This window comes from Leptolyngbya iicbica LK (assembly GCF_004212215.1).
Taxonomy (GTDB): domain Bacteria; phylum Cyanobacteriota; class Cyanobacteriia; order Phormidesmidales; family Phormidesmidaceae; genus Halomicronema; species Halomicronema iicbica.
In genome coordinates this window covers 333932-359152 of record NZ_QVFV01000005.1, presented here as the reverse complement: position 1 = coordinate 359152, position 25221 = coordinate 333932, and the positions used below count along the sequence as shown (strand labels likewise).

Annotated in this window: 20 protein-coding genes; 9 read left to right on the top strand and 11 right to left on the bottom strand. The window is 52.5% G+C overall.

Annotation, left to right across the window (positions count from 1 at the left end):
• Nucleotides 1–38: 38 nt before the first annotated feature.
• Nucleotides 39–2906, top strand: a complete 2868-nt coding sequence (locus tag DYY88_RS18715) for a hypothetical protein (protein WP_039728849.1) — start codon at nt 39–41, stop codon at nt 2904–2906.
• 472 nt (nt 2907–3378) lie between these two features.
• On the opposite strand, the gene DYY88_RS18710 is transcribed toward DYY88_RS18715, so the two are convergent.
• Nucleotides 3379–3780 carry a universal stress protein gene (locus DYY88_RS18710; RefSeq protein ID WP_039728850.1) on the bottom strand — a complete coding sequence of 134 codons (402 nt, stop codon included), beginning with the start codon at nt 3778–3780 and terminating at the stop codon, nt 3379–3381.
• 190 nt (nt 3781–3970) lie between these two features.
• On the opposite strand from DYY88_RS18710, the gene DYY88_RS18705 reads away from it, so the two are divergent.
• The 3 genes from DYY88_RS18705 (at nt 3971) to DYY88_RS18695 (ending at nt 7464) form a co-directional block, all read left to right on the top strand.
• The gene (locus DYY88_RS18705; protein ID WP_039728851.1) at nt 3971–5176 is read left to right on the top strand and encodes a phosphoglycerate kinase; all 1206 of its coding nucleotides are present in this window, start codon (nt 3971–3973) and stop codon (nt 5174–5176) included.
• 167 nt (nt 5177–5343) lie between these two features.
• Nucleotides 5344–6273 (top strand): pentapeptide repeat-containing protein, encoded by a 930-nt coding sequence (locus DYY88_RS18700; RefSeq protein WP_039728853.1) that lies wholly within the window; start codon nt 5344–5346, stop codon nt 6271–6273.
• 930 nt (nt 6274–7203) lie between these two features.
• Nucleotides 7204–7464, top strand: a complete 261-nt coding sequence (locus tag DYY88_RS18695) for a hypothetical protein (RefSeq protein WP_052288629.1) — start codon at nt 7204–7206, stop codon at nt 7462–7464.
• A 17-nt stretch (nt 7465–7481) separates the two neighbouring features.
• On the opposite strand, the gene DYY88_RS18690 is transcribed toward DYY88_RS18695, so the two are convergent.
• Nucleotides 7482–8609 (bottom strand): succinylglutamate desuccinylase/aspartoacylase family protein, encoded by a 1128-nt coding sequence (locus DYY88_RS18690; RefSeq protein ID WP_039728859.1) that lies wholly within the window; start codon nt 8607–8609, stop codon nt 7482–7484.
• Nucleotides 8610–8837: 228 nt separating this feature from the next.
• On the opposite strand from DYY88_RS18690, the gene DYY88_RS18685 reads away from it, so the two are divergent.
• Together DYY88_RS18685 and DYY88_RS18680 are read left to right on the top strand one after the other, a co-directional pair.
• Nucleotides 8838–9704: a hypothetical protein gene (locus DYY88_RS18685; RefSeq protein WP_052288630.1), complete on the top strand. Its 867-nt coding sequence runs from the start codon at nt 8838–8840 to the stop codon at nt 9702–9704.
• Between the two features lie 201 nt (nt 9705–9905).
• Nucleotides 9906–10202, top strand: coding sequence for a YggT family protein (locus DYY88_RS18680; RefSeq protein WP_201279072.1), 297 nt, complete (start codon nt 9906–9908; stop codon nt 10200–10202).
• Between the two features lie 5 nt (nt 10203–10207).
• Here DYY88_RS18680 and DYY88_RS24295 read toward each other — a convergent pair whose 3' ends face one another.
• From DYY88_RS24295 to DYY88_RS18660, 6 genes are all read right to left on the bottom strand, one after another.
• Nucleotides 10208–10357, bottom strand: a complete 150-nt coding sequence (locus DYY88_RS24295; RefSeq protein WP_160299606.1) for a hypothetical protein — start codon at nt 10355–10357, stop codon at nt 10208–10210.
• A 44-nt stretch (nt 10358–10401) separates the two neighbouring features.
• Complete coding sequence (locus tag DYY88_RS24945; RefSeq protein ID WP_302849257.1) at nt 10402–10536, bottom strand: hypothetical protein; 135 nt, start codon at nt 10534–10536, stop codon at nt 10402–10404.
• A gap of 683 nt (nt 10537–11219) precedes the next feature.
• A complete protein-coding gene (gene pstB / locus DYY88_RS18675) occupies nt 11220–12035 on the bottom strand; it encodes a phosphate ABC transporter ATP-binding protein PstB (protein ID WP_039728861.1) in 816 nt (271 codons plus the stop codon).
• Between the two features lie 43 nt (nt 12036–12078).
• Nucleotides 12079–12999: a phosphate ABC transporter permease PstA gene (pstA, locus tag DYY88_RS18670; RefSeq protein ID WP_044151394.1), complete on the bottom strand. Its 921-nt coding sequence runs from the start codon at nt 12997–12999 to the stop codon at nt 12079–12081.
• A complete protein-coding gene (gene pstC / locus DYY88_RS18665) occupies nt 12999–13943 on the bottom strand; it encodes a phosphate ABC transporter permease subunit PstC (RefSeq protein WP_072041360.1) in 945 nt (314 codons plus the stop codon). The genes pstA and pstC overlap by 1 nt, the downstream gene beginning before the upstream one ends.
• A 193-nt stretch (nt 13944–14136) precedes the next feature.
• Complete coding sequence (locus DYY88_RS18660; protein ID WP_039728864.1) at nt 14137–15156, bottom strand: PstS family phosphate ABC transporter substrate-binding protein; 1020 nt, start codon at nt 15154–15156, stop codon at nt 14137–14139.
• Between the two features lie 509 nt (nt 15157–15665).
• Here DYY88_RS18660 and glgP point away from each other — a divergent pair.
• Nucleotides 15666–18302 (top strand): alpha-glucan family phosphorylase, encoded by a 2637-nt coding sequence (glgP, locus tag DYY88_RS18655; RefSeq protein ID WP_044151395.1) that lies wholly within the window; start codon nt 15666–15668, stop codon nt 18300–18302.
• A 50-nt stretch (nt 18303–18352) separates the two neighbouring features.
• On the opposite strand, the gene DYY88_RS18650 is transcribed toward glgP, so the two are convergent.
• Nucleotides 18353–20152, bottom strand: coding sequence for a serine/threonine-protein kinase (locus tag DYY88_RS18650; RefSeq protein ID WP_052288631.1), 1800 nt, complete (start codon nt 20150–20152; stop codon nt 18353–18355).
• A 460-nt stretch (nt 20153–20612) separates the two neighbouring features.
• Entirely contained in the window at nt 20613–22016 is a 1404-nt protein-coding gene (locus DYY88_RS18645; protein ID WP_039728866.1) for an IctB family putative bicarbonate transporter, read from the bottom strand.
• 306 nt (nt 22017–22322) lie between these two features.
• Here DYY88_RS18645 and DYY88_RS18640 point away from each other — a divergent pair, with 306 nt between their 5' ends.
• Nucleotides 22323–22931 carry an LppP/LprE family lipoprotein gene (locus tag DYY88_RS18640; RefSeq protein ID WP_201279073.1) on the top strand — a complete coding sequence of 203 codons (609 nt, stop codon included), beginning with the start codon at nt 22323–22325 and terminating at the stop codon, nt 22929–22931.
• A 582-nt stretch (nt 22932–23513) separates the two neighbouring features.
• The gene (locus DYY88_RS18635; protein WP_039728871.1) at nt 23514–24050 is read left to right on the top strand and encodes a hypothetical protein; all 537 of its coding nucleotides are present in this window, start codon (nt 23514–23516) and stop codon (nt 24048–24050) included.
• 10 nt (nt 24051–24060) lie between these two features.
• Here the strand turns inward: DYY88_RS18635 and DYY88_RS18630 are convergent, their stop codons facing one another.
• Nucleotides 24061–24978 (bottom strand): branched-chain amino acid transaminase, encoded by a 918-nt coding sequence (locus DYY88_RS18630; protein ID WP_039728874.1) that lies wholly within the window; start codon nt 24976–24978, stop codon nt 24061–24063.
• Between the last annotated feature and the right edge of the window lie 243 nt (nt 24979–25221).

Genomic DNA, 25221 nt, shown 5'->3' with positions numbered 1-25221 from the left:
TGCTCAGCTAACCGGATCAGCCAATAGAACGTAGAACAATGAACCAACGCGCGCCATTTCTGACAAGAGCGATCGCTCATCTCAAAGCCTTACTCACCCTATGCTTTGCTGTTCTGTTCTCTCTCAGTTCATTGGCGACCCCTGCCTGGGCCAACCAACCAGTTTTCAATTTTCAATCTATAGATGTCCCAGCAACTCCGACCGTACGAAACGGAGTTAATCCGACCACCCCGTGTAGTGGCCAAAGCTTTGATAACTGCGATGCTACCGGGACTCCCACGGCACCTGTAAACATCAACTTTGGCAGCGGCAACAATCTTGAGCTGCAAAGCATTGACGTTGGCGTTGCGGGCAATACGTTTATTCCCGATACAATCTTACGGCCGCCTTTTGGTCTGGCTGACCGAGTAGAGTTTCGCCGTGCAGGAGGTAATCCGCCCGAACGAGCCCTCCTCTTCTACGAAATCGAAGATGCACCGGCTTCCCTACCAGCAACGTTCGATGTTGTGCCTGACTTAGCCGCTAGTTTGCAGATTGGAATGCTCAGTAATACCGTCAACCGAGGCATTGACAACCTTTTCAATAACATTCCTAGCAATGATACGGGTAACAACATTCAAGAAACTGGTAACAATATTGAAAGGGTCGATTACATCATCGAAGCCGGTGTTGATATCCCAATTGCAGAAAGAGACAACTTTGGCTTTTTGGTGATTGACCGAGGTGGTAATGATCCCTTTGGTATTGCTGCCATTACTGAGCTTAATGGCACCATTGCAGGTAATCCTGCGCCGAGTGACTACGGCGAGCTTCAAGTAGCCAATGTTGCAAATTATGGTGCTGCAACAGTAGGAAATAGAAACATCCGTACCCTAGTTGCCTCTGATCCCGTAGCACCTTTTGGCGAGATCGTGCAGCCATCCCACATCGTGGGGCCACAACCCTTGGAAGGTCAATTCTTTTCCATTGCTGATCTATTACCTGGAGATACCACTACTACTCGGATTTTTGGCTACTCCTTATTCGCAGCTGATGTCCCAGTAGCCGCCAATCTAGTCAACTTCAATACGTTTCCAACCAATACTCCACAAGCGACCGGTGGCTTAGACCTGGTTGCGGGTGGTGCACTTTTTCGAGTTGAGCCTGCCCCTGAAATCGGTGTGGCGAAGACGAACTCGGCCCCTCGGCCAGTGCCGGGCCAAGCAGGATTCTTTGATATTGATCTAACGCTACGAGTTACTAACACTGGCAACACAGCGCTTAGTAATGTTCAGCTTGAGGAAGATCTTGAAGCGGCGTTTATTAATAACAACGGTCCTACCCCTTTAGTTCCCCCTGCGGGTACTTTCAATCCCGCAAATGGTTTTTCATTAGTGGGTACTCCCACTATCAACTTCACCCCGGCACCTGGCACAACTGCCTTGCCGAGTGTTGCTCCAACCATTCAAGGGACTTATACAGGTGCTTCGGGGGCAACTAGTAACCTTTTTGTGACCAATGGTGATGGAACCGTAGCTAATCCGAGCAACCGCTTCAATGTAGGCGATACAGCAGTTGTCGGGCTTACCGTTAGGCTAGATCTCGGTACTGATCTTGGTGGCGTCAACCCGGCAATAGATGGAATTTTAGTGGCTAATAATCAAGCTAGTACGAGTGGCTTTCCACCTGGAGGGACCGTACCTGTAAATGATTTGTCCCAAGACGGCACTGATGTCGATCCTGACGGGACTGGTCCTGGCAACAATAACGATCCAACCCCCATTCAAATTCCCTTTCCCAGCATCGGAGTAGCAAAGAGCATCAGTGCGTTCCGTCCGGTTGCGGGCACTACGCAATATGACTTCGATTTCACCATCATCGTGACCAATAGTGGATCGACCATCCTGGATGACGTTGAGCTGGAAGAGGATCTACAAGATGCATTGATTACTAGCGCCGCTAACCGAGTTGATAGCTTTACCGTCACAGGTACACCAACGGTTACTGCCACAGGGTTTAATCCCGGGTTTACACCGCCGACTGGCAATGCAGCCTATAACGGCAACGGAAATATTGATGTATTTACCACAGGGGTTGGTGTTAACTCATTTAACCCTGGCGCTTCCACAACAACGGTAATCTCAGTCAGGGCTGACCTAGGCAGCGGTGGACCGGGGCCACTTAATGATGGCGTTGTCATTGCTCAAAATACTGCTACAGCCAGTGGCCTTCCTAGCGGCCCTGGCGTACCCCCTGGCCAACAACGAATAACCGATGATTCGCAAAACGGAGGCAACGTTGATCCTGACGGTGATGGCAACCCCGGCAACAACAACCAACCAACTCCCATTCAATTTCCTGCTACTACATCAGACCTTGTATTGGTAAAACGAATTACTAATATCTTTAGAGGTGGTTCGGCGCTATCAGTCCCTGGCATTAATAACTTTAATGATCAGGCTGCAGATCCTAATGACGCGCCGTTCAATTCGGCTTTGGGCGGCGGTAATCAGCTTGCCGGCATCTTTGAATTACCTAATGGATTTGCCCTCGAACCAAACGACGAAGCCGAATACACTGTTTATTTCTGGAACAGCAGAGCGGGTCAGATTAGTCAGCTACAGCTTTGCGACGAGTTGCAGCCACCGAGCGTCTTGAATACAGGGGCTCCATTTCAGATTGCGCCAGTAGGAGCTTTAGGTACGCCAAACTTCAGTGCCGCAGGAAACTTGCTAGAAGGGCGATCGCCGGGTGCTCCACTAGATGGATTCTGTCCTTCAGCACCAGTTGTTCCTAACTTTCCGGTTGGCCCGCCCGGACCGACGGGTGGCCTCGGCGTGGGTGCTGGCGGTGGCGTCGTCGCAGGTCCGTTTAATGTCCCCTCAAACCAGTTTGGGGCGATTCGATTCCGCGTTCGGATTCCCTAAAAGGACAGTGCGCCGATGCTAGTTAATGGAGAGTCAGCCAAATCGCACTGACTCTCCATGGCGCTTCATCACAGCTGGAGTCAGGCGATCGCTCATCCAGCTAGAGCGCACCTGCCCCCAGACGATTATCTTGACCGTGCTTTCTGGTCACTGGGTTGTATCGCGGAGGGGCGACAAGTTCAAGGTGTAAAGAATATACAGAATGCTCTTACCGCAAGCGATTTGGCAATTGAGCACAATCTAACCGGATGGCGGTTGGCGATACCAGGACGAGCAGTCGCCCCAGATCACGAACTGCGAGCTGAGTGCCATGTCATCGGATCAACGCCTTGCTTTGTGGGGGGGGCGCGATCGCGCTACAGCCCCTGCCTCTGAATTAAGTGGCTAAGTCCTCAATCATCGTTGATCAACCGACGCAGCTTATCGATTGATCAACAAGCTGCGATCGTCAAGAGTCATTTCTCAGCCGGGGCTAAGGAACGATTAATACAGGGCAAGGCGAAAGATTGATCACGCGATTGGTCACACTCTCTTGCGCCACCTCTTCGATCAACCCGACGCCGCGACAGCCCATCACAATCAAGTCAGCGTCGATCTCGTCAGCGACATCACAAATCACGAACGCGGGTTGTCCCTCTCGTTCGATCGTCTTGCTTTGTACGCCTTGCTGCTCAAAGAGGGAATGCGCTTGGTTGAGCAGGGCGGCGACCGCTTCCTGGGAGGCCTGCTCTGGGTGCTCTGGACTGTCACCCGTTTCAACCACGGACAACAACACCAATTGACTCTGGTGTTGCTTGACCAAGTCAATCGCCAGATGCGCCGCTTGCTGGGCCTCTGGGCTCATATCGATAGGAAACAGAATCGTCTTGAACATAGCTCCTCAGACGAATACACAGACTCCGGTAGAATGATTCTCGGACATGGTTGTAGCAGTGACAACAAAATCGTGGCTCGCATTTGCACTGTCACGTGCTTACCCAATTCCTAGAGTAGTTCAAGGGTGGGGGCTGATCGGCAACAGCCATGCAGAAACGTAATAATCGCAACTTGGGAGGATCAAACCTGTGGCAAAGAAGACCGTAGCAACGCTCACCGCCGCTGATGTATCGGGCAAGCGAGTCCTGGTCCGGGCCGACTTTAATGTGCCCCTCAACGATGCGGGTGAAATCACTGATGATACCCGCATCCGCGCGGCGCTACCCACCATTCAAGACTTGACTGGCAAAGGTGCAAAAGTTGTCCTCACCAGCCACTTTGGTCGTCCCAAGGGCAAAGTGGTCGATTCCATGCGGCTGACCCCGGTGGCTAAGCGTCTCTCTGAGCTGCTGGGCCAAGAAGTGGTGAAATGTGACGACTGTGTGGGACCCGATGTGGCGGCGGCCGTCAATGGTTTGCAAGATGGCCAAGTTGCGTTGTTAGAAAATGTCCGTTTCCATGCGGGTGAAGAAGCCAACGACCCTGAGTTTGCCCAGCAGTTGGCGGCAAATGCAGATGTGTATGTGAACGATGCCTTTGGTACCGCTCACCGTGCCCACGCTTCGACGGAAGGGGTAACCAAGTACCTCAGCCCTTCCGTTGGCGGCTATCTCATCGAGAAAGAACTGGAGTATTTGCAGGCGGCGATCGAAAATCCCCAGCGGCCTCTGGCAGCGATCATCGGCGGTTCCAAAGTTTCCAGCAAAATCGGTGTCATCGAAACCCTGTTGGACAAAGTGGACAAGCTGCTGATCGGCGGCGGCATGATCTTCACCTTCTATAAGGCGCGGGGGCTGAGCGTGGGCAAGTCTCTGGTGGAAGAAGACAAACTCGAACTGGCCAAAGCCCTGGAAGCCAAAGCCAAGGAAAAAGGTGTGGAGCTATTGCTGCCCACCGATGTGGTTGTAGCGGATAATTTTGCTCCTGACGCTAATGCTCAAACCGTTAGCATCGAAGCTATTCCCGATGGCTGGATGGGTCTGGACATTGGCCCCGATGCGGTCAAGGTCTTCCAAGAGGCGCTGAAGCAGTGCAAATCGGTGATCTGGAATGGCCCGATGGGCGTGTTCGAATTCGATAAGTTTGCGGCGGGGACGGAAGCGATCGCTCACACGCTAGCCGAACTTACCCCTAGTGGCGTGACTACCATCATCGGCGGTGGCGATTCGGTCGCTGCGGTCGAAAAAGTGGGCGTGGCTGAGCAAATGAGCCACATCTCCACCGGCGGCGGTGCCAGTCTGGAACTGCTGGAAGGCAAGACCCTGCCTGGCATTGCGGCTCTGGATGAAGCATAAGTGCTGACCTGAGCAGTCAAATTGAGATTGGACCTAGAGGCGCGCTCATACCGCGCCTCTTTTTTTATGCCGCCATTCCCTCGCCTCATCAACGTCAGTCGGGACAAGATTATTGGTATATTCAGGCGGTTAATCGATTCAGAGCGATCGCCCACTCAGGAGCCGGTATGACGCAATTCTCCCCAGCCGAAGTCATCGACAAGATCCATGCTGGTCAATCATTGGCCAGCGCCGAGTTGAGTGGCATTGAACTGAACAACGCCCAACTTGATGGCGGAGATTTCAAATCGGCTTACCTGCGGCGTTTGCAGGCTCAGCATAGGTCCCTGCGTCAGGCCAATTTTTCCAATGCTACGCTGACGTTGGCTGACCTGTCGAGCAGTTGCGGCATTGGCTGTCAGTTAACCGGCGCAGTTTTGATTCAGGCACAATTGGCCGATGCAGATTTTCGGCAGATTCATGCTTTGGGAGCCAAGCTTTACGGGGCGGTGTGCGATCGCGCCATTTTTTCTCAAGCCGATTTACAACGAGCTGACCTGCGCGATATTCAGGGCACTGCCGCCCAGTTTCAACAGGCCAAACTCATTGAAGCGCAATTTGATCGCGCGGAACTCAGGGAAGCGAATTTCGCAGCGGCCCAGCTCAGCAAAGCGAGTTTTCAGCAGAGCATTTTGATCGGGAGCACCTTTCAAGCCGCCGACCTCAACCATGCAAACTTAAAGTCAGCCATCCTGAAGGCAGCTAACCTCACCAGCGTGAACGCGACGAGTAGCAGTTTTCAGGCGGCTGACCTCACTGAGGCCAGCTTGCGATCGAGTGACTTGAAATGGGCCGATTTTTGGAATGCCGTACTGGTTAACACCCATTTTCAAGAGGCGGCATTGTTCGAAGCTAATTTGGAATTTTCCAACTTGAGTGGGGCCAATTTCACGGGGGCCGACCTCCGCAGCGCCAATTTAGAACATGCGCAACTCGATGGCGCCATCTTCGACAATGCTCAAGTACAAGAGGCGCTGTTCACCGATGCCACGGGGCTGACCGGCGATCAACAACAATGGCTGCGGCAACATGGTGCTCTGAATGTTGAGGTGTTGTAGCCTCTGACGCCCCAGAAACACGCGAACGAAACCCAATAAGTGAGGTAGATAGACCTTAGTAAACATAACGACAGGTCAATCATGGCTGAGGTGCGAAACCCATTACCCGCCTGGGCTTCGCCATGCTCACTAACCGCCTCTGGGAAAAGAGATTTAAGCGCCAGCTTACGGATATGCAGCGCGACAGCGTTCTCTATGACGACAGGATGATCCCAAAGAAAACGTTCGCCCCCTTGTCAATCTTCAAGATTTTGAGTTATCAAATAGCCTGGATTCAAAATTCGCCAATCTCTCAGGAGAGCTAGAGCTAATCATGTTTTGCAATTGCCTCTAATTTCTAAGCCTTTACTCAACTAAGCGTCAGCGTTTCTGTATTGAGACTCTTCGTAGACAGGAGACACTCTCTGCTTTCATCAACTTTGCACCGGTGTTAATGGTGACTGCTTACCTGCAATTGAGAACGAACTGTAAAGCTAATGAGCGTTTGGAGTCATCGGCAAAAATATCGCTTGTGATCGAAACAGGGTAAACGCGGATCTTAACTTTTCTCCTTCAAGCCAGTTTTTTCACAATTCAGTGATTTTTGCTAAATTTACCTGCGCTTGATCGCTCGCCGTCTGAACTTGGGCAGCCTGGTCAACAGTCGTTATCTAGCCCCGTATTTTGCAATCGATTTCCAGTCCAGCAAACATTTATGCTCAATGTTGAGCCGGAGTCACAGCCTTATGGTGAGAGAACAAAATCGTGGACGTTTGGTTTTACAAGCGGCTCTGTTTTGGGTAATTGCGCCCGCGATCGCCCTATCATTGCTCATGTAATTCAGCGCGACTGTAGGGCTGCATCTTTCTAGCACCCTCATGCGACATTCATTAATGTCTCAGCCACAGATTGCATCATTAAGGTATTCACCGATTCTGAATGACTCGATTTATGCAACCCTACCGCCTGATTGACTGCGGCTTTCACGACGAATTAGAAGCCCTGGCGACCCTACGCCAACGGTGCCCCATCGTTTATCAAGATGTGGACGGAGTCACTCAAACGGTGGAAAGTCGCATCGTCGATGTTTATGCCCAAGGGGGCGCAGACTTTATTAAGCTGCAAACCGGCACAATTATTCGCGCGGATTATTTGCTCAGCGTTGATGGCAAAGCGATCGCCTTCGCTAATTCTCCCTACTCTTGCGCCTGACCGATGGAGCGCAGCCCTCAGGCATCCGGCACCATCACCGCCAGCACATATTCCCCCTCGCTGACACCTTCACAGGTGGAGAGGTCATAGACCAAACCGGATTGTTGGGCCTGCACCGTGAGCACCTGTGGATACTGCCCCGTTTTGTTGAGACACAGCAGTTCGTACAGCACGTCGCCCGACTGCACCCAAGTGCCCAGCGCCACTCGGTTTTGCACAAAGCCACCTGCCGTGGCGTAATACTTTTTGAGTTGGCTCGCCCGGGTCAGCGGTACCGATCGCGGCACAATGCCGCCGCCATCTTGCAAAACTTGCTGCTGCCGCAGGTAATTCAAAATGCCGTTAACGCCCCGCGCAATCGCTTGAGGATCATTCTTCATCCCCGTCCCCAACTCCAGGGTCCAAGCCTCGATATCGAAGCGCAGCGATCGCCCGAGTTCCGCAAACGCTTGCTCTAACGCGAGCCAGGGATTGATGAACGCTTCGTCAAAGGCATTACCATCAAACTGATCTAACAAAATGGCAAAGTCCAGATCAAAGTAAGGAATAGACGCTGTGCGATCGCGAAAATAGTAGGCGTACACCAGCCCCTGATTGCTCGAACTGTGCAAATCGATCAGCAGGTCGGCAGCCAGCGCTTGCTGTTGTAAGCGGGTGCGGTAGCGCTGATGCACCGGCACCCCAGCGGGATCATCGAGGGTCGCTAACTCCGCCTTAAAGTGTTGACCAATAAATTCGCGATAAGCCTGTTGAATGGTGGCGCGATCGCTGGCCAAATGTTGCTCGGCAAATGTCCGGGCACCCTGGTGCTCCTGTTCCCAATCCCAAAAAATCCGATTCCAGTCGCGCCCATCATAGGGATTAAATCGACCACTGGCAAAGTTATGGGCCCGAGTATTGACCCCAATCGGATTGCAGGCCGGAACGAGGCGAATTTCTCCCTGCAAGGCAGTCGCATCCAGTTTTTGGAAATAGGTCAATAGCTGATGGATGACGCTATTCCCCGCAATTTCTGCCCCGTGCAGATTGGCTTGCAGATACACCACCTTGCCAGGGTGCGCCCCGACCAAGCGATATTGCTGCAGCGACAACATATCCCCCGATGCCATGTGTAGCAACGGCAAAACCTTAATCTCAGCATCCATGAGCACCCGTCCTTCAGCACTATTTCTATTCTCTCAGCGAAAAGTTCTAAAGTCGGTATTCCATCGCTCGGCCTTGCTCTAACAATTCATGGAGCAACTGTTAAATGCACTCGTGCCTGGGCGATTGTCCGCCGATCGCCCTTCCCTAACGGGGGATTGATATTCCCGGCAGCGAGTCTGGGCATATTAGAGGTAGCTGTGTATTTTCACTGAATTTGAATCTTGATCATGACGGGTAAGCAATTCGGTTGGTTAGGGATCTTATTTTTGCTGGGGTGTAGCGGCCCCTCGGTCGAACCGTCCGCTCCCCAGCCACCAACTTCAGAAGCGGCCAATGAAATGACTGCCGATGCCACCACCGCTGAGTCAACGCCGTCAGCCAATGTGTCATCTGAAGCCTCCATGGCAAGTGCTGCGACTAGCCTAGAGCCGGATCAATATTGCTATTTTGGCGATAACGACCTGATCACCGGGGCGGTGCGGCTAACGGTAGATGAGTCAGGGCAAGTGGATGGCGACAGCGTGGTGTCGATTCACAATGAGGAAGCGGGCTACTACTCTTCTTATGCACAAAACTTCGCGGGCGAGTTGCTGGGCGATCGCGTCAGCTTAACCGTTTCCACCTGGATTGAGTACGACCTGCAAGCCGTAGACGAGACCTGGCAGGTCACCGCCGAGACGCTGACGATGAGTAGCGGAGATAGCTTTTTCGCCACAGAGTGCGATGATCCGGCGGTAACCCAATATTTCATTGGGCCGGGGGGCGTCGACAGTGCCACGCTGCTGGCCGATTTGCCGCCAGCCCAGCGAGTTGAGTTTGCCCCCGGCACTAGCCAAACGACGCTGGAAAATTCCTTGGTGCGAGGCGATCGCGACGTTTATCTGCTGGGTGCCCAGGGCGGACAGACCATTGTTTTAGACATCTATTCTCTAGAAGACAATGCCGTTTTTGACCTGGTCTCACCCAGTGGCATGATTATGGTGCAAGAGGCCACCAGCGAAGTACTGCTATTGCCCCAAACTGGCGATTATCAATTAATTGTCGGCGGCACTCGGGGCAACACCACCTACACCCTAGAGGTCGCGATCGAGTAAGCCGAAAATGAGCCAGAGCGGCCTTTTGACCCAGTCAATTTGCGACTGCGACTGGGGCATGCGTTCCCGACATTTCTGCCAGCCTTGTCCAGTGGAATATTCAACTGACGAGCAAGCTTATGAAAATTGCCCAGGTGACGTTTTATCCTATTGATATGGGACGTCATCGTCCTGTCGCGTTGTGTTGCTAGCAAACCACTTATGTCTGACCTATTGACTCTGGAACACCTTGCCAACTGGATTTTGAGCCCGCTGCTGGCAATTTACACGCTGCTCTTCATCGTGCGGATTGTCCTGACTTGGTATCCCGAAGCGGATGGCGATCGCTTCCCGTTCAACCTGGCGTTTTGGCCGACGGAATTTTTACTGGTGCCCGTGCGCAAAGTCATTCCCCCCTTTGGCGGCGTCGATATTTCACCGATCGTTTGGGTGGGCATCACGACTCTATTACGCGAAGTGTTGCTGGGCCAGCAAGGACTACTCCGCATGTTGGCCTAACTCCCTTAAGAGGCCAACTCTTCAGCCTCATTCTCTGTTAATGATTCAGAGGCATGCTTCAAGCGTGTTTTTTGCAGCGCACGAAGCATTTGCGCTTTGACTGCAGAGGCCCAGACCTCAAATTCCACCTTTTCCTTAGACGTTTTGGACCGCATCAGAAACTCCTTAACAAACGAAACATTGCAAAACCAAATCGGCACTACTGCAAAGCAGCCGTCGGGTTGATGCGATCGACAATTTCTTGCCCTGTCCGACCGAGCATAGAAGCTCGACGGTTTTCAAATTGTTGTCGACGTCGGGCCAGCAAATTACGAGCACGTTCTTGAGTCTTCATGGCTTTAATCTATTTTCAGAAACAATAAACAGTATCATCTAATACTGTTTTCAACTTCAGTTTATCTTTCTCGTTTCTGTTAGAGGTTAAAGGGAGATGTTGGACTCATTAAAACTCAGTGCTAAGTTCAGAATTTCAGCTTAAATGACTCAAGCGTCAGCTCGATTCATCGGCTCAAAAAAGCTATGAATACCGCAATCTGGTAAGCCTGAGTATATGACGACTAAAAGCAAATGCCACAACCTCGAACCGTCCGATGGGGTGAAAGGATGCTTGAAACGCTATCCAGCCAATGTTTGGCTACTTAAACTGCCCAGAGTCATCGACAATGGCATGAGAATTTATAGCTACGACTTAATGGACTCGGGTGAGCTTGATTGTACAAATCGACCCATTAAAACATCCTCTAAAATAATCAGGCCTATCAGTTGCTTTAAGCCTCCCAATCAAATGAAATGCTACTTAAATTAGCTAAACCAAGTCCAATTTGAAAACTGGAGTTTTGCATATTCTGAAAAACCTCATCTAACCTTTCCTTCTCAAGGAGAGGAACCAGAATCTTCTTAAACCTCTCCTCGAGAAGGAGAGGTGCCGCAGGCGGTGAGGTTCGAGCAGATGCTAAAACTCCACTTCTGAATCTGGATGAGGTTTAATAGACCAAAGGCCAAAGGCTTGGCTTTGCCTTAACCGAAGCGTCCCGATACGTAGTCTCTCGTGGCTTCGTTCTGCGGATTCTTGAAAATATTTTCAGTGACGTCGTACTCGACCAAATAGCCGACTTTGCTGCCCGAATCAGTGGCTTCCGCATTATAGAAAGCCGTCCTATCGGACACACGGGTCGCCTGCTGCATGTTATGCGTCACGATAATGATGGTGTAGTTCTCTTTGAGTTGGTGCATCAACTCTTCAATCTTGAGGGTGGAGATGGGGTCCAAGGCTGAGCAAGGCTCGTCCATCAAAATCACCTCAGGGGCGATCGCGATCGCCCGGGCAATACAGAGACGCTGTTGTTGTCCCCCAGAGATGGAAAGACCACTCTCTTTAAGCTTGTCCTTCACTTCATCCCATAGGGCCGCGCCGCGCAGTGACCGCTCCACCAGCTCATCCATATCGCCCTGGTAGCCATTGATGCGAGCACCAAAGGCAATGTTGTCGTAGATGGACTTCGGGAAGGGGTTCGGCTTTTGGAATACCATGCCAACCCGACGACGCAACTCAGTTGGGTCAACCGCTTTGCTGTAAATATCTTGACCGTGAAAGGTAATCCGCCCGTCGATATGAGCACCAGCAATCAAATCATTCAGACGGTTGAAGCATCGCAACACCGTGCTCTTACCGCAACCGGATGGTCCAATAAACGCGGTGATCTTATTGACCGGAATCTCCAAATTAACCCCACGCACTGCCTTAAAGGAGCCGTAGTAATAATCGGTATTCTCAACCCGAAAGATGCTTTTCTGCTCAGTAGCTGTGGTTGTGGGAGATTGTTCAGATTGCATGGGAGTTACTCTCTTGACACAATGAATCTTAAATCAACAAGGACTAGCGGGAACTTTGGAAGCGGTTACGGACAAAAATCGCGGTTGCGTTCATTACCAACAGCACAATCATCAGCACAATGATGGCCGAAGCCGCGATGTAATGAAACTCTTCTTGAGGCCGACTCACCCAGTTAAAAATCTGAATTGGCAAGGCCGTAAACGCCGGTTCTTGCAACCCCTCAATCGTCAATGTGGGTGCAAAGGGAACGAACGCGGCCGCCCCGACCACGATAATGGGTGCGGTTTCGCCAATCGCCCGAGACAAGGCCAAAATGGTGCCCGTCATAATGCCAGGAATCGCCTGAGGCAGCACATGGGTCCGCACCGTTTGCCAGCGAGTCGCGCCCAACGCCATACCCGCTAGACGAATGCTATCAGGCACCGCTTTCAGTGCCTCTCGTGTCGCCACAATAATGACTGGCAAAATGAGTAGTGCCAAGGTCAATCCGCCTGACAAAATGCTGCGCCCACCTGTGATAAATCCAAAAATCCGCGCAAAGGCAAATAAGCCGAGCAGACCATAGATAATTGAAGGGACTGCCGCCAGGTTACTAATGTTGATTTCAATAATCTGCGCCAGCTTGTTGTCTTTAGCGAACTCCTGCAAGAAAATGCCGGTGCCCACCCCAATCGGAATCGAGACTGCGGCCGTGATGATTAGCAGAATGATTGAGCCCAAGAAAGCAGGCCAAATACCCGCTTGCTCTGGTTTACGAGATGGCGGTGACACTAAGAAATCCCAGCTCAGGTTAGGAATCCCCTGAATCAAGATCCCGACAATGAGAACTGTCAAAACAACAATGCCAGACAGAACTGCCATCCAGCTAATAATCTGGAAAATTTGGTCAATTTTGTAGCGTTTTTGCAGCTGAGGCTGATAGTCGCTGCGACTAGACTCAACCGATTTTTGAGGGGAGACCATTATTCGTACTTCTCCTGATACTTCCGCACAAACCAGTAGCTGATGAGGTTCAGCACCAAGGTGATGACAAATAGCGTCATCCCCACGGCAAACAGCGTCTTAAACTCGATTGAGCCATAAGGGGCATCCCCTTTGGTCACCTGCACAATAAACGCGGTCATCGTTTGAATGGAAACCCGGGGGTCGAGCGTCAGCGTTGGACTTTGCCCGGCCGCCAACGTCACAATCATGGTCTCGCCTACGGCTCTCGACACGCCCAAAATAATCGATGACACGATGCCTGAAAGGGCTGCTGGCAAAACGACTCCAGTGATCGTTTCGCGCTTGGTGGCACCTAGCGCATAACACCCTTGTCGCAAACTATTCGGCACTGCAAAAATTGCGTCTTCGCTGAGGGAGGCAATTGTCGGCAAAATTGCAAATCCCAGCACAAAGCCTGCGCTTAGCGCGTTGAAGACCTGCATATCAGGAATAAACGATCGCAAAACCGGGGTTACCAGCAACAAAGCAAAGTAACCAAAAACGACCGTCGGCACGCCAGCCAAAACCTCCAAGGCCGGCTTGAGGAAAGCTCTTGCCTTTCTGGGCGCATATTCACTTAAACAAATCGCTGACAGCAGCCCGAGTGGGATCGCAATTAACAAACCAATGACAGAGGTCAGGAATGTGCCGCAAAGTAAGACAATGATGCCAAACTCAGGATTGGCAAACAGCGGAGTCCAACGAGTTGCGGTAAAAAAATGTAGTGGGGAGACCTCGAGAAAGAATTCAATCGTTTCGAATAGCAGCGTAAAGACGATGCCAAAGGTGGTGAGCACCGACACCATGGCAAACGCCCCGAACAAGATCACCACAGCTTTCTGCGACATCTTGCTGGCGGAACGATTGGGTTTCCAGAGATCACTCTGGTTAACCCCTGCATCAGGGAAAACGCTTTGAGTCATAGCAACTCTTAAATATGGGTCTAAGCGCGAGTAAACACGCGACTATCTTCTTAACTGCTAGCTGCAGCATTGACCTTGAAAAGTCAGTAGATTTATAGTGGCAGCTCAGCGAATCAAAGATGAACTGAATAAAGGCAAGGGGGCATTCGCAATCATACCCCCCTACCTAGTCAGTGAATCTCAGTAAGTGAGATTACTCAGCAGTGGATTTAACTTCGCCACCTTTCACAGCCGCCAAAGAGGCTTCATACTTTTCGCCAGACAGAGGCACGTAGCCAGTATCGGCCACAAACTGCTCATTCGCCGGGTCTAGGTAAAAGTCCACAAAGGCTTGAACAGTAGGATCTTCTTCATACGCAGCGGCATTGACGTAGATGAAGAGCGGCCGGGAGAAAGGCGTATACTCACCTGCCAGTACGGTTTCTGGGCTGGGGGAAACGCAATTTCCACTACCGTCGTCAATCGCAACCGATTTCATCCGATCTTGGTTTTCGAAGTAGTAGGCAAAACCGAAGTAAGCGATCGCATTCGTGTCACCTTCTACCCCCTGTACCAAGACGTTGTCGTCTTCGCTGGAAGTGTAGTCGCCGCGGCTGGCCCCCTCTTCACCATTCACCACATCGGTAAAGTAGTCAAAGGTACCCGAGTCAGTACCCGGACCGTAAAGGATGAGCTCAGCATCTGGGAAGCTCGGGTCAATCTGGTTCCAGTTAGTAACCGTGCCCTCAGCTTCCGGAGCCCACATGGTGTTGAGCTGCTCAATGGTCATACAGGCCGCCCAATCATTATCGTTGTTAACCACAACTGACAATGCGTCAGTGGCCACCGGCACCTCAATCATTTCGATGCCGTTTTCAGCACAGTTGTCGATCTCTTCTTGCTTGACACCGCGAGAAGCGTTGGAAATTTGAGTTTCCCCATTACAGAACTTCTCGAAGCCGCCGCCAGTCCCCGAAGCGCCGACTGTAATCCGCACACCTGGGTTGGCGATTTGGAATTCCTCAGCCATGGCTTCCGAAATCGGGAAAACGGTGCTGGAACCGTCAACGGTGATAGAGCCTTCTAAATCAGAACCGCCGTCGGTGGCGGCAACTTCTTCCCCACCTTCTTCAGTGGTGGTGTCAGCTGTATCAGTAGGAGCACCACAAGCCACGGCGCTACCCAACAGGGCCACCAGTGACAAAGAATAAGCAAATTGCTTGATCGATATCATCTCAAAATCTCCCTCACGTTCGATTATCAGTTTTCGCACGTTGTTCTGTGAGATACTACCGAGCCGACGTAAAGGACAGGTTAAAGAATTAGATTTTCTCGTCGATTTGATGAAGCTCCGCTGAATTGAGCGGGCAAATTTTGTGATTGGAACCGCATCTGAAGCGCTGGCTTGAATCCGTGAAAGCCTGATGTGGTCTGATGAAGACACCGACGATCGCTGCCATCACAAAAATTTGCCACAGCGATGAACCGGAAAATATCGGATTCAGGAGAGGGTTCCCTCGGACGAATCTGTGCAGTTATGGATCAACCCACCCAGTTGAACATTGCGTACATAACTCAATGTTTTGAGATAACAATCCCCAAAAGAGTGTTAAGGGTCTCAGCGGCGCTGGTATTGACCGTCACAATTACTGTTATTGCTGTCGTCAGAGGCGATAAATCCATATCCTCTGTAGACTGCGATCGCATCATTAACGCTCTATAGACATCAGACATTCTGGAACTATGCGCCCAATTCGCACCTTTAACGTCACCCCTGCCTTGCCCCCGCGCCTGGCCGGATTAAAGAAGCTGGCCTATAACCTGCAGTGGGATTGGGATGTCGATACGATCGAGCTATTTCGCCGACTTGACCCCGACCTGTGGGAATCCAGCCATTACAACCCGGTGCTGATGTTGGGGATGATCAATCAGCAGCGGTTGCAGGCGATCGCGGATGACGAGGGCTTTGTCGCCCAAGCTGATCGAGCCGTGCAGCGCCTGGATGATTATCTGAGCGAGCGCACCTGGCACCACCGCAATCGGCCGCAATCAGACGAATGCTATGCCTACTTTTCGATGGAGTTTGGGCTGACCTCTTGTATGCCGGTGTACTCTGGCGGTTTAGGAGTACTGGCGGGCGATCATCTCAAATCAGCCAGCGATCTAGGCTTACCGCTGGTGGGTGTGGGCCTGCTCTATCAAGAAGGCTACTTTGCGCAATATTTCAACGCCGATGGCTGGCAGCAAGAGCGCTATCCGGTCAATGACTTTTACAATATGCCGCTGGAACTAGAGCGCGACGATCAGGGCTCCGAGATGCGCATCGCGGTGGAATATCCTGGTCGCACGGTCTATGCCCGCATCTGGCGCGTGCAGGTCGGCACCGTACCGCTCTATTTGTTGGACACCAACATCGAGCCGAACAATCAATACGACCAAGACATCTGCGATCGCCTTTACGGGGGCGATATCGACATGCGGATTCACCAAGAAATCATGCTGGGCATTGGGGGCGTCCGCATGCTCGAAGCGCTGGGACTCAAGCCCACCGCTTACCACATGAATGAGGGTCATTCCGCCTTCCTCGCCCTAGAGCGGATTCGCCGTTTTATGGAGCGTGACGGACTGGCCTATCCAGAAGCTTTGCAGATGGCAGCGTCCAGCCAAATTTTTACGACCCACACTCCGGTACCGGCGGGCATCGACCTGTTCAGTTCTGACAAAATTCTGTACTATCTCGGTCGCTACGCCCGCAAATTTGGCCTCTCCGATGATGAATTTCTCGCGTTAGGTCGCGAAGATACGGGCGATCTCTCTACCCCCTTTAGCATGGCGGTGTTAGCCATTAAAACCGCCTCCTTTGTCAACGGCGTCAGTCAGCTCCACGGTGCCGTTTCGCGGGAGATGTTTGGTGGGCTATGGCAAGACCTGCCCCAAGCAGAAGTGCCGATCACCGCCATCACGAATGGCGTCCATGCTCGTAGTTGCGTGGCTAAGTCGACGCAAGAACTCTACGATCGCTACCTCGGGCCAAACTGGTCACAGGCAGGGGCCAAAGATGACCTCTGGGAGCGGGTTCAATCCATTCCGGACGAAGAGCTGTGGCGCAACCACGAACTCTGTCGCTCGCAGTTGGTGAAGTATGCGCGGAGCCATTTACAGAAAAGCTTGCTCGAGCGCGATGCCGCCCCTACCGAGGTGGCCAAAGCGGCCGAAATTCTAGACCCCGCCGTTTTGACGATTGGCTTTGCGCGACGGTTTGCCACCTATAAACGCGCCACCTTATTTCTCCACGATTTAGACCGCATTCGTAAAATTATCACTGGCGACGGCCAGCGGCGGCAGCGCGTCCAGTTTGTGATTGCGGGCAAGGCGCACCCCAAAGATATTCCCGGCAAAGAGCTCATCCGCAGCATCATCCATTTCACCCGGGATAAAGGACTCGATAGCTCGATTGTGTTTGTCCCTAACTACGACATTCACATCGCTCGCGCCATGGTGGCGGGGGCCGATATCTGGCTCAACAATCCCCGGCGGCCTCGCGAAGCCTCCGGCACCAGCGGCATGAAAGCGGCGATGAATGGGTTGCTGAATCTGAGCGTGCTCGATGGTTGGTGGGATGAGGCCGACTACGTGAGAACGGGGTGGGCGATCGGCTCTGGTGAAGAATATGACGACCCCGATTACCAGGATGAGGTCGAAGCGAATGCGCTGTATGAGCTGATTGAAAAAGAAGTGGTGCCACTCTTTTACGATCGCGATGAAAACGACATCCCCCGAGGCTGGGTCGCCAAAATGAAGGATGCGATTTATCTCAATACGCCTCGCTTCAACACGTCTCGCATGGTGAAAGAATACGCTCGTCGCGCCTACTTTATGGTGAGCGATCGCCTCCATCAGTTGAGGGCTGACCAGTATGCCCCAGCCAAAGAACTGGCTGCCTGGCACACCCATCTGTCTGAGCATTGGTATGACATGAAAATTAAAGCCATTGACATTGCTGCGCCGTCAGCCCTGCAGGTCAACGAAACCTTTAACGTGCAGGCCAAAATTGCCCTAGGCCAGTTGAGTCCTGAAGACCTTTTGGTCGAACTTTATCAGGGCACCGTGCAAGTGGATGGGGAGATGCACACCGGCATTTCCATCGCGATGGACTATCAAGGTCAAGATGCGGATGGCAACAGCTTGTATGCAGCCGAGATGCAGTACGTCACCAGCGGTTTACAAGGGCTGTCTTTGCGGCTGCTGCCCAGACATCGTTATTTGCACAGTTCCCTAGAGCCGCGTCTCATTCTCTGGGCCAACCCAGAAGCAGTCGCCATTAATATGACGTCCAGCATTCCCGATGTGCCCCCCACTCCGGCAGCATCCCAAGCTTAAAGTTTGGGAAGGTGATCGGGACAGGGTCGGGAAGAGGAGTATCCCTGAGATTACCTAACGCTACTCAGGGAAAGGGTCTTTCCCAAAAGACGTTGACATGCGGTTTGGGCGGAATCAAAGGTGGGCTGCAGTTTGAGCACTTTTTGATAAGCGGCGATCGCTGCCCGATAGTCCGAGAGTTGCTCTAACATCCGCCCCCGCTGATACCAGGCCCAATGGTTGTGGGGCTGAAGGCGGGTGACGTTGCTGTAAGCCTTCGCCGCTCGTTTGGGATGCCCCAATTCTTCGAGCACGTTACCCAGACGAAACCAGGCCATGTGATCCTCTGGCTGTAAGCGAATGACCGTGTTGTAGGCGATCGCGGCAGCGGCCAAGTCTTTTTGGTTCTCCAGGGCCATGCCCCGCATCAGCCATAGGGTGGCATCTTGGGGATTTTCTTTGAGGGCTTGATCACAGGCGGCGATCGCATCGTCGTAATGCTCTAAGGTATAAAGTTCGTCCACCCGCTTGAGCCTCACCAGCAATTGTTTCCGGCTCTCCAGCGCCAGTTGAAAGTCAGGTTTTAGCTCAATGGCGCGATCGTAGGCCGCTAGGGCCTCCTCGATGCGCCCCATTTTTTCTAAAATTTGGCCGCGATCGGCCCACACCCAGTAGTTTTTGGGCTGCAGCTTCAGCACTTCATCGTAGGCAATGAGGGCGGCTTCATACTGCCCTAAGCGCTCCCTCACTTTGCCTAATTTGAGCCAGGCCAAATAATCTTCCGCTTGCCGCTCGGTCACCGTTTGATAGGCCTCAACGGCCAGGGCGTATTGCTCGATGTTGTCGAGGGCTATCCCCAATTTGAACCAGGCCGTGGTGGCATTGGGCTGCACTTTTACCACTTTTTCGTAGCAGCGCGCCGCTTCATGAAAGCGACTTTGCTCAAACAGTTCATCAGCACGCTCTAGCCAGGCAACATGGGCCTCAAGTGCCTGCGAGGTCAAATCAATTTGCAGACTTTGAGAGGGTGCTGAAGCCTGAGCTGGTGCCGTCGCTTGATTGAGCGCCGCCAACGCTTCTTGTGCATTGGTATAGCGCTGACGATAGTCATAGCGCACCATTTTATCCAGCACGCTGGCCAGTGCAGGCCGGATAGAAACCAGGTCACGCCACATCAGTTCGCTGGTGGTGGGGTCTTTAGGAATGCGCTTCGGATCGCGTCCGGTCAGGGCCTGCAATGCCAGAATGCCGACGGCGTAAATGTCACTGCTCAAACAGGGTTGGCCTGCGAGCTGTTCGTTGGGCATGTATCCTAAGGAGCCGACAGCGACGGTCATGCTGTAGGGATTGGCAGCGTCATCTAGGGATTGGCTACTGATTTGTTTGACTGCGCCAAAGTCAATCAGCACAATCTTGCGATCGCGATCGCGGCGAATCAAATTAGAGGGTTTGATATCACGATGAATCACCCCATGATCATGAACAGTGCAGAGGGTGGTCAACACATCTTGAAGCAGTTCGACGGTTTGCGTTTCCGTCAGTTGCGCCCCAGGATGCACTTCTTCGGTTAACAAATCGCCTTGAATATATTCTTGTGCTAGATAAAAGTGTCGATTTTCTTCAAAGTGGGCCAGCAATCGAGGGATCTGATCGTGATTGCCCAAGGTGTAAAGCGCTTCGGCCTCACTGTTGAACAAACGACGAGCCGACTCGAGGGAAATACCATCGGTGTTGCGCGGCTGTAGACGCTTGACGACGCAACAGGGATGCCCTGGCAAGTGGAGATCATTGGCCAGAAACGTTTGGCCGAAGCCACCGCCACCCAATGGTTGAATAATGCTGTATCGGCTACCCAAAATCTGTAGGGACATGCGATCGCACCCTTAAAGCTATCTACACAAAAGAAACGTTAAAGAGCCTTTAAATCAGTGCAGAGCAAGCATTCATGCAACAGCCTACAGACGTTTTTAATCGTACTGAAAGCTTTGCCAGGATTAGCTGTTACGTGGTTTAAAGAGCATCTCCTAATGTTATTGATAACGTCTACCCAGTCAGGAACTGGTCAGAAGATGTCAATTAACGACTAAGCCACTCGCCAAAGACCTGTTTAATGCTCTAACAGTTTTTCACCGACAATGGACAGGGTGATAATGCTGAATTCCGCCTAGATGAATGCGTCCTCCTCAATTGTCACAGCACTTGCGGCAGTCAACTCTGCACCCGCTCAGTTAGACGTTTGAATCTAGTGTCGCGATTGAGCCACCATATGAGCCCACGGACTCGGCTTCTTTGCGAAAATTTCATCATTTTGATGGCCCAGCCTCATGGTTGTCAGGCCTGATCGAGCGCAGCTTGATGGCGCTCAAATGACTGCTGGTGGCTTTGATAGTAGCTCGCGACGATCGCAAGCATCAACCACCACAGAGTGCTGACCTGGGGACGAAACCAGATAGTATCGACCAGGCCATGCACGAGCATGCCAATCATGGTGGCGATCGCAGCCATGAGCCAGTAAGCCTGTGTGGACTGAGTTTCGCGCAATTGCTGTAATCGCCGCCAGCCTTGGCCAAACGTCACAGTGAGCAGCCAGATAAAGCAGGCTAAGCCAATCAACCCGGCTTCTACGGCGATTTCCAAAAAAATGGAATAAGCGCTGAGGGCGGTGTAGCGGGGGCGTTGAAACAGCGGATACACCTGATTAAAGGCGTCATTACCAGGCCCAATACCGAGGATGGGGCGAGCCTTAATCATGTCGATCACCGCCATCCAAACATTGATACGGAAGTTGTTGCTGCTGTCGCTGCGGCCCGCAAAAATGCTCATAAAGCGATCGCGCAGCGGATCGAGGGCAGCAATGCTAAAAAACAAAAATGCGGCGGACCCGCCCAGCAACACCGGAATGGCCCACCGCTGCCAAAAGGTGTTGAACCGCAGGCTCCAAAACTGCACGAGCAAGACTAAGAGGGTAAAGCCTGCGGCGACAAAGCCGAGCCACCCCCCCCGGCTGAAGGTCAGCACGAGACAGGCCATGTTGACCAGCAGCGCCAAGACCGCCAATAGTTTGGGTGTCCAGCGGGGCCAGGCAAAGATGGCCGCCCCACTCAACATAACAGCAGGAATCAGGTAGCCTGCCAGCAGATTGGGGTTACCCAAAAAGCTGTAGACGCGAGTGGTGCCCGCCAAATTTGAGGTCGGATCGACCCAGGTGGCCAGGGCATCGGCCCCAAAAAACCATTGCCGCAGTCCAAAGACTGACACGATGAGACTAGTGAGCAGGTAAACCGTAATTAGCGTGGTGCGCAGTCGGGGCCGTCGCAGGACTCGTGCCATCAGCAGGAATAACAGGACATTGAGGGTGAGTTTGATCAATCCAGCGATCGCCGCCCCCCGTACTGGCGACAAGGCGGTTGCCAACACCATCACGCCCCAGTAGGTAATCACAACGAGATGAATCGGCGTTAACCCTTCCCCCGCGTTGTCGGTCAGGGTCAACAACAGCCAGAAGGCGCTGCAGGCGATCAACAGAACGCCAATCAACGAAGTCGGCACGTAGGGAGCCAGGGCAAACAAAATCGCCACGATGCCCAGGGCGATCGCCTCGCCCCATTGCAGCAAAACACTGCCCTGACGCCAAGTCCGGGCAAAGCTGAGTAACCGATGCAGCACACTGACTTCGCGCCACTGTGATAGCGCGAAACAATTGAGAGTCACAGTCTGCCAAACGTTGCTTAACATCGGGAATCCGTCGCCCCAAAATAACTAGGGTTTATTCTGCATCATTCTGATGAGTTTGCGGCGGCTGATGTCCACAGTTATTGGCCTGGAGATCTCAGTCAGCATAGAGGGGCACCCAATCTGGGGTTTTGCGCCAACCGCATTGATATCGTTTGCCGCGAAGCCTTTGGCTAGAGACAAAAACGTTGATTCTCACAAGCTTGACTGGACGTTTATTAAATCTTTTGCCGGGCCGCCAGGGCTGACGGGCGGATTGTGATTTGCTGAAGGGTGACTATAATTCAGCCAATTTTTAGAGAGGGAATTATGGATATGAACTTTTCGGCATCGACGCTGGCAGTGGCTGGAGCCTTGACGCTGGGAGCATCCTTGCTGGCTCCGGGAGCGATCGCCCAAACGACGCAAGACGGCACCTGGTTGGATGAGGAAACCAATTGGAATGTGCCCGGAGCCCCCATTCCGCTAGCTCCCGAACTGGAATATTCCAACCTGTCAGAATGTGAGCGCACCTTTCGCTCGCCTCGGTTGTATGAAGATGCACTAGTGGAGGCTGCAGGCTGGACCTTGACCGGCCCGGCGTATATTTTTGGTGACACCACCTTGGTCATGGGCATGGCCAACGCCGATGGCATGTGTCGCCCCTTTAGCTATCAAGCATTTGTCTTTGTAGATGGCGACTTCGCAGGTACGCTGTCTCCTAATTTGATGGACTCGCGCACCGATGGCAGCCTGTACGATGTGCGGCTGTATAACGACGGCTCGATCGATGCCTTCTTTAACCGCTACGCTCCGGAAGATGCGTTGTGTTGCGCTTCAGCAGAAAGCCGCATTTTTTACAACATTGAGTCTACTGACGATGGCCCGCTGTTAGTGCCCCAGTTCCCGGCAGACACGACCGATCGCCCATCGCCTTAAAGCTGACTTCGCCATAGTTTCGCGGCTCCATTCCGGCGCCCTTAGTGCAGTCGATGCTAGGGATGTCACCATTGCCCATCAAGTTCATATCGTGCTGACTGACCACTTAGCAGCCTTGGGGGAGTGGTCAGTCAGCACGAAAGTAAAGGAGCTCCTTGGACGATTGGCTAGATACAGCGATGCCGCCCGATCGCTGAGGCCAGGTCGCCTTTGAAGTTGATTGAGTCGCCTTTGAATTTGCCGCGCCAGAACGGTACAACCCAGGCGTTAATCCTAATATTTAAGACATCTCAACCGGAAACTACCTTTCAAGCATCTGAGTAGCCCCAGTTGGCAAGATGAGCGTGTTCTTATACAGAACGCAGACATGGCTCACACATCAGCGTATACACCGCCTCAATAACCTGTTGATAGAGCACCGACATCGCTGGCAACCAGCAAATTGTTAAGCCGGTCAGTGTTGGGCTCGCGGATGACTGATCTGTCGGTCGTGAGTCAGTCGGCTATGCGTCAGGGGCGAGTGAGTTCGTTGGGTGCAATTTACCGTGTTCTTCTGTTCTGAAATTTTCTGGAGTCTACGACATGACTGTTCTGCAAACGCTGAGTCACCATCTCATGGCTGTCACTGCGGTATTTGGCACCACCCACAAAACGAGAACGATGACCTTCTCAACTGTGACCGGATCTTTTGAAGAATTAGAAGCCACCCTCAAAAAGCAGCCCTGGTGGGGCAGTCGCCAAAAAGCAGCCGCCGCTCTGACGGCTGCCAAAGCTGCGGGGATTTCGATGCGTCAAGCGATCGCCTCTGGCCGCGTCGAGTATGGTGCCGCCGTCTATGCGTCGGGAGCCTATGGCCGCAACGGTGGAGACACCGTTTGGTCGCAAGTGCTGTATTCGTCTGGAATTTTGGCAGGGCAAAAACAGGTCATCGGCTGTGATGCGGCCCAACTGCAAGGCACCTGGTTGGTGGTTGCCGAAGCGGATAATCAAGTCTCAGTCCAGCCTCACTTGACCGCGCTTTGGGAGCTGCTAGGAGCGAGGATTAGAAGCTCCGCCGCTGACCAAAAACTCGCCACCTCTGCCAGTGCCCATGAGTTTGAACCATCGCGAGTGTGCTGAAATCTAAGTCTTAGTTGCCCAGGGGAATCACATCCACCCAGTCGCGATATTTCGGTTCACGGTTTTCGACGATCGCTTTCAACAGATCCTGCAACTTCGTAGTGATGGGGCGATCGGTGGGCAGGGTGTAGTTCTCAATGCGCTTGACGGGGGTGATGCGGGCAGCGGTGCCACAGAGAAACACTTCGTCAGCGATGAGCAGTTCGGTGCGATCGACCGACCGTTCTAGCACCGGCATCCCCAGATCTTGGGCCACTTGAATCACGCTGTTGCGGGTGATGCCTTCCAAAATGTCTTGATCCACGCCGGGGGTGATGAGCTGTCCCTCCCGCACCAAAAAGATATTCATGCCCGACGCTTCGCTGACCTTGCCCTGGGAATTCAGCATAATAGCCTCATCAAAGCCGGACTTTTTCGCCTCGGTTTTCGCTAGCGACGAGTTGATGTAGCAGCCCGTGATTTTGCCGCGCAGGGGCAGATTGAGATCCGACGGGCGCTGCCAGGAGCTAATGCGACAGGTGATGCCCTCCGGCGAGAGGTAGTCGCCCAGGGGCAGACCATACACTGCAAAATCATGTTCCACATCATGCACCCGAGGGGCAATACCCAAGTCTGACGTGTAGACCAGTGGGCGAATGTAGAACGGTTCCGTGGGGTGATTTTTCTTGACGAACTCGATGATGACAGACTTGATGTGACTCGCATCCAAGTCGTACTGCAAAAATTGAGCGCTTTGGCTGAGGCGGCGACAGTGCCGTTCTAACCGAAAGAGCAGCGCTTGTTGAGGGTTGGCAGGGTCGGGCAGGCCACGCAGCCCCCCAAAGGCTCCGGTGCCGTAGTGCAGGCCGTGGGTGGCAATGGAGATCGTCGCTTCTTCGAAGGGGCAAAACTTTTGCTGAAAGTAGGCAATCGGCAGGAACTGTGGCATCGGAGATTCCTAAAATCTGTCAGTGGGTGAATGTATTGTCGTAAAAAATCCGACTTTAGGGAACGCAGTTGTTTGTAAACCGTAAAATTCTCAACTCGAGGGCTGTGAAAGTGCTGCTTCACTGGGGACGGCTAGGATGGCTATCACAACTTATTCAAGTCTCATGCCTACAGAGCTACTCAGCATACACAAATTGTTTTTAATAACTTGACCGCAACTTAGCCCCTTACATCCCTCGAGTTT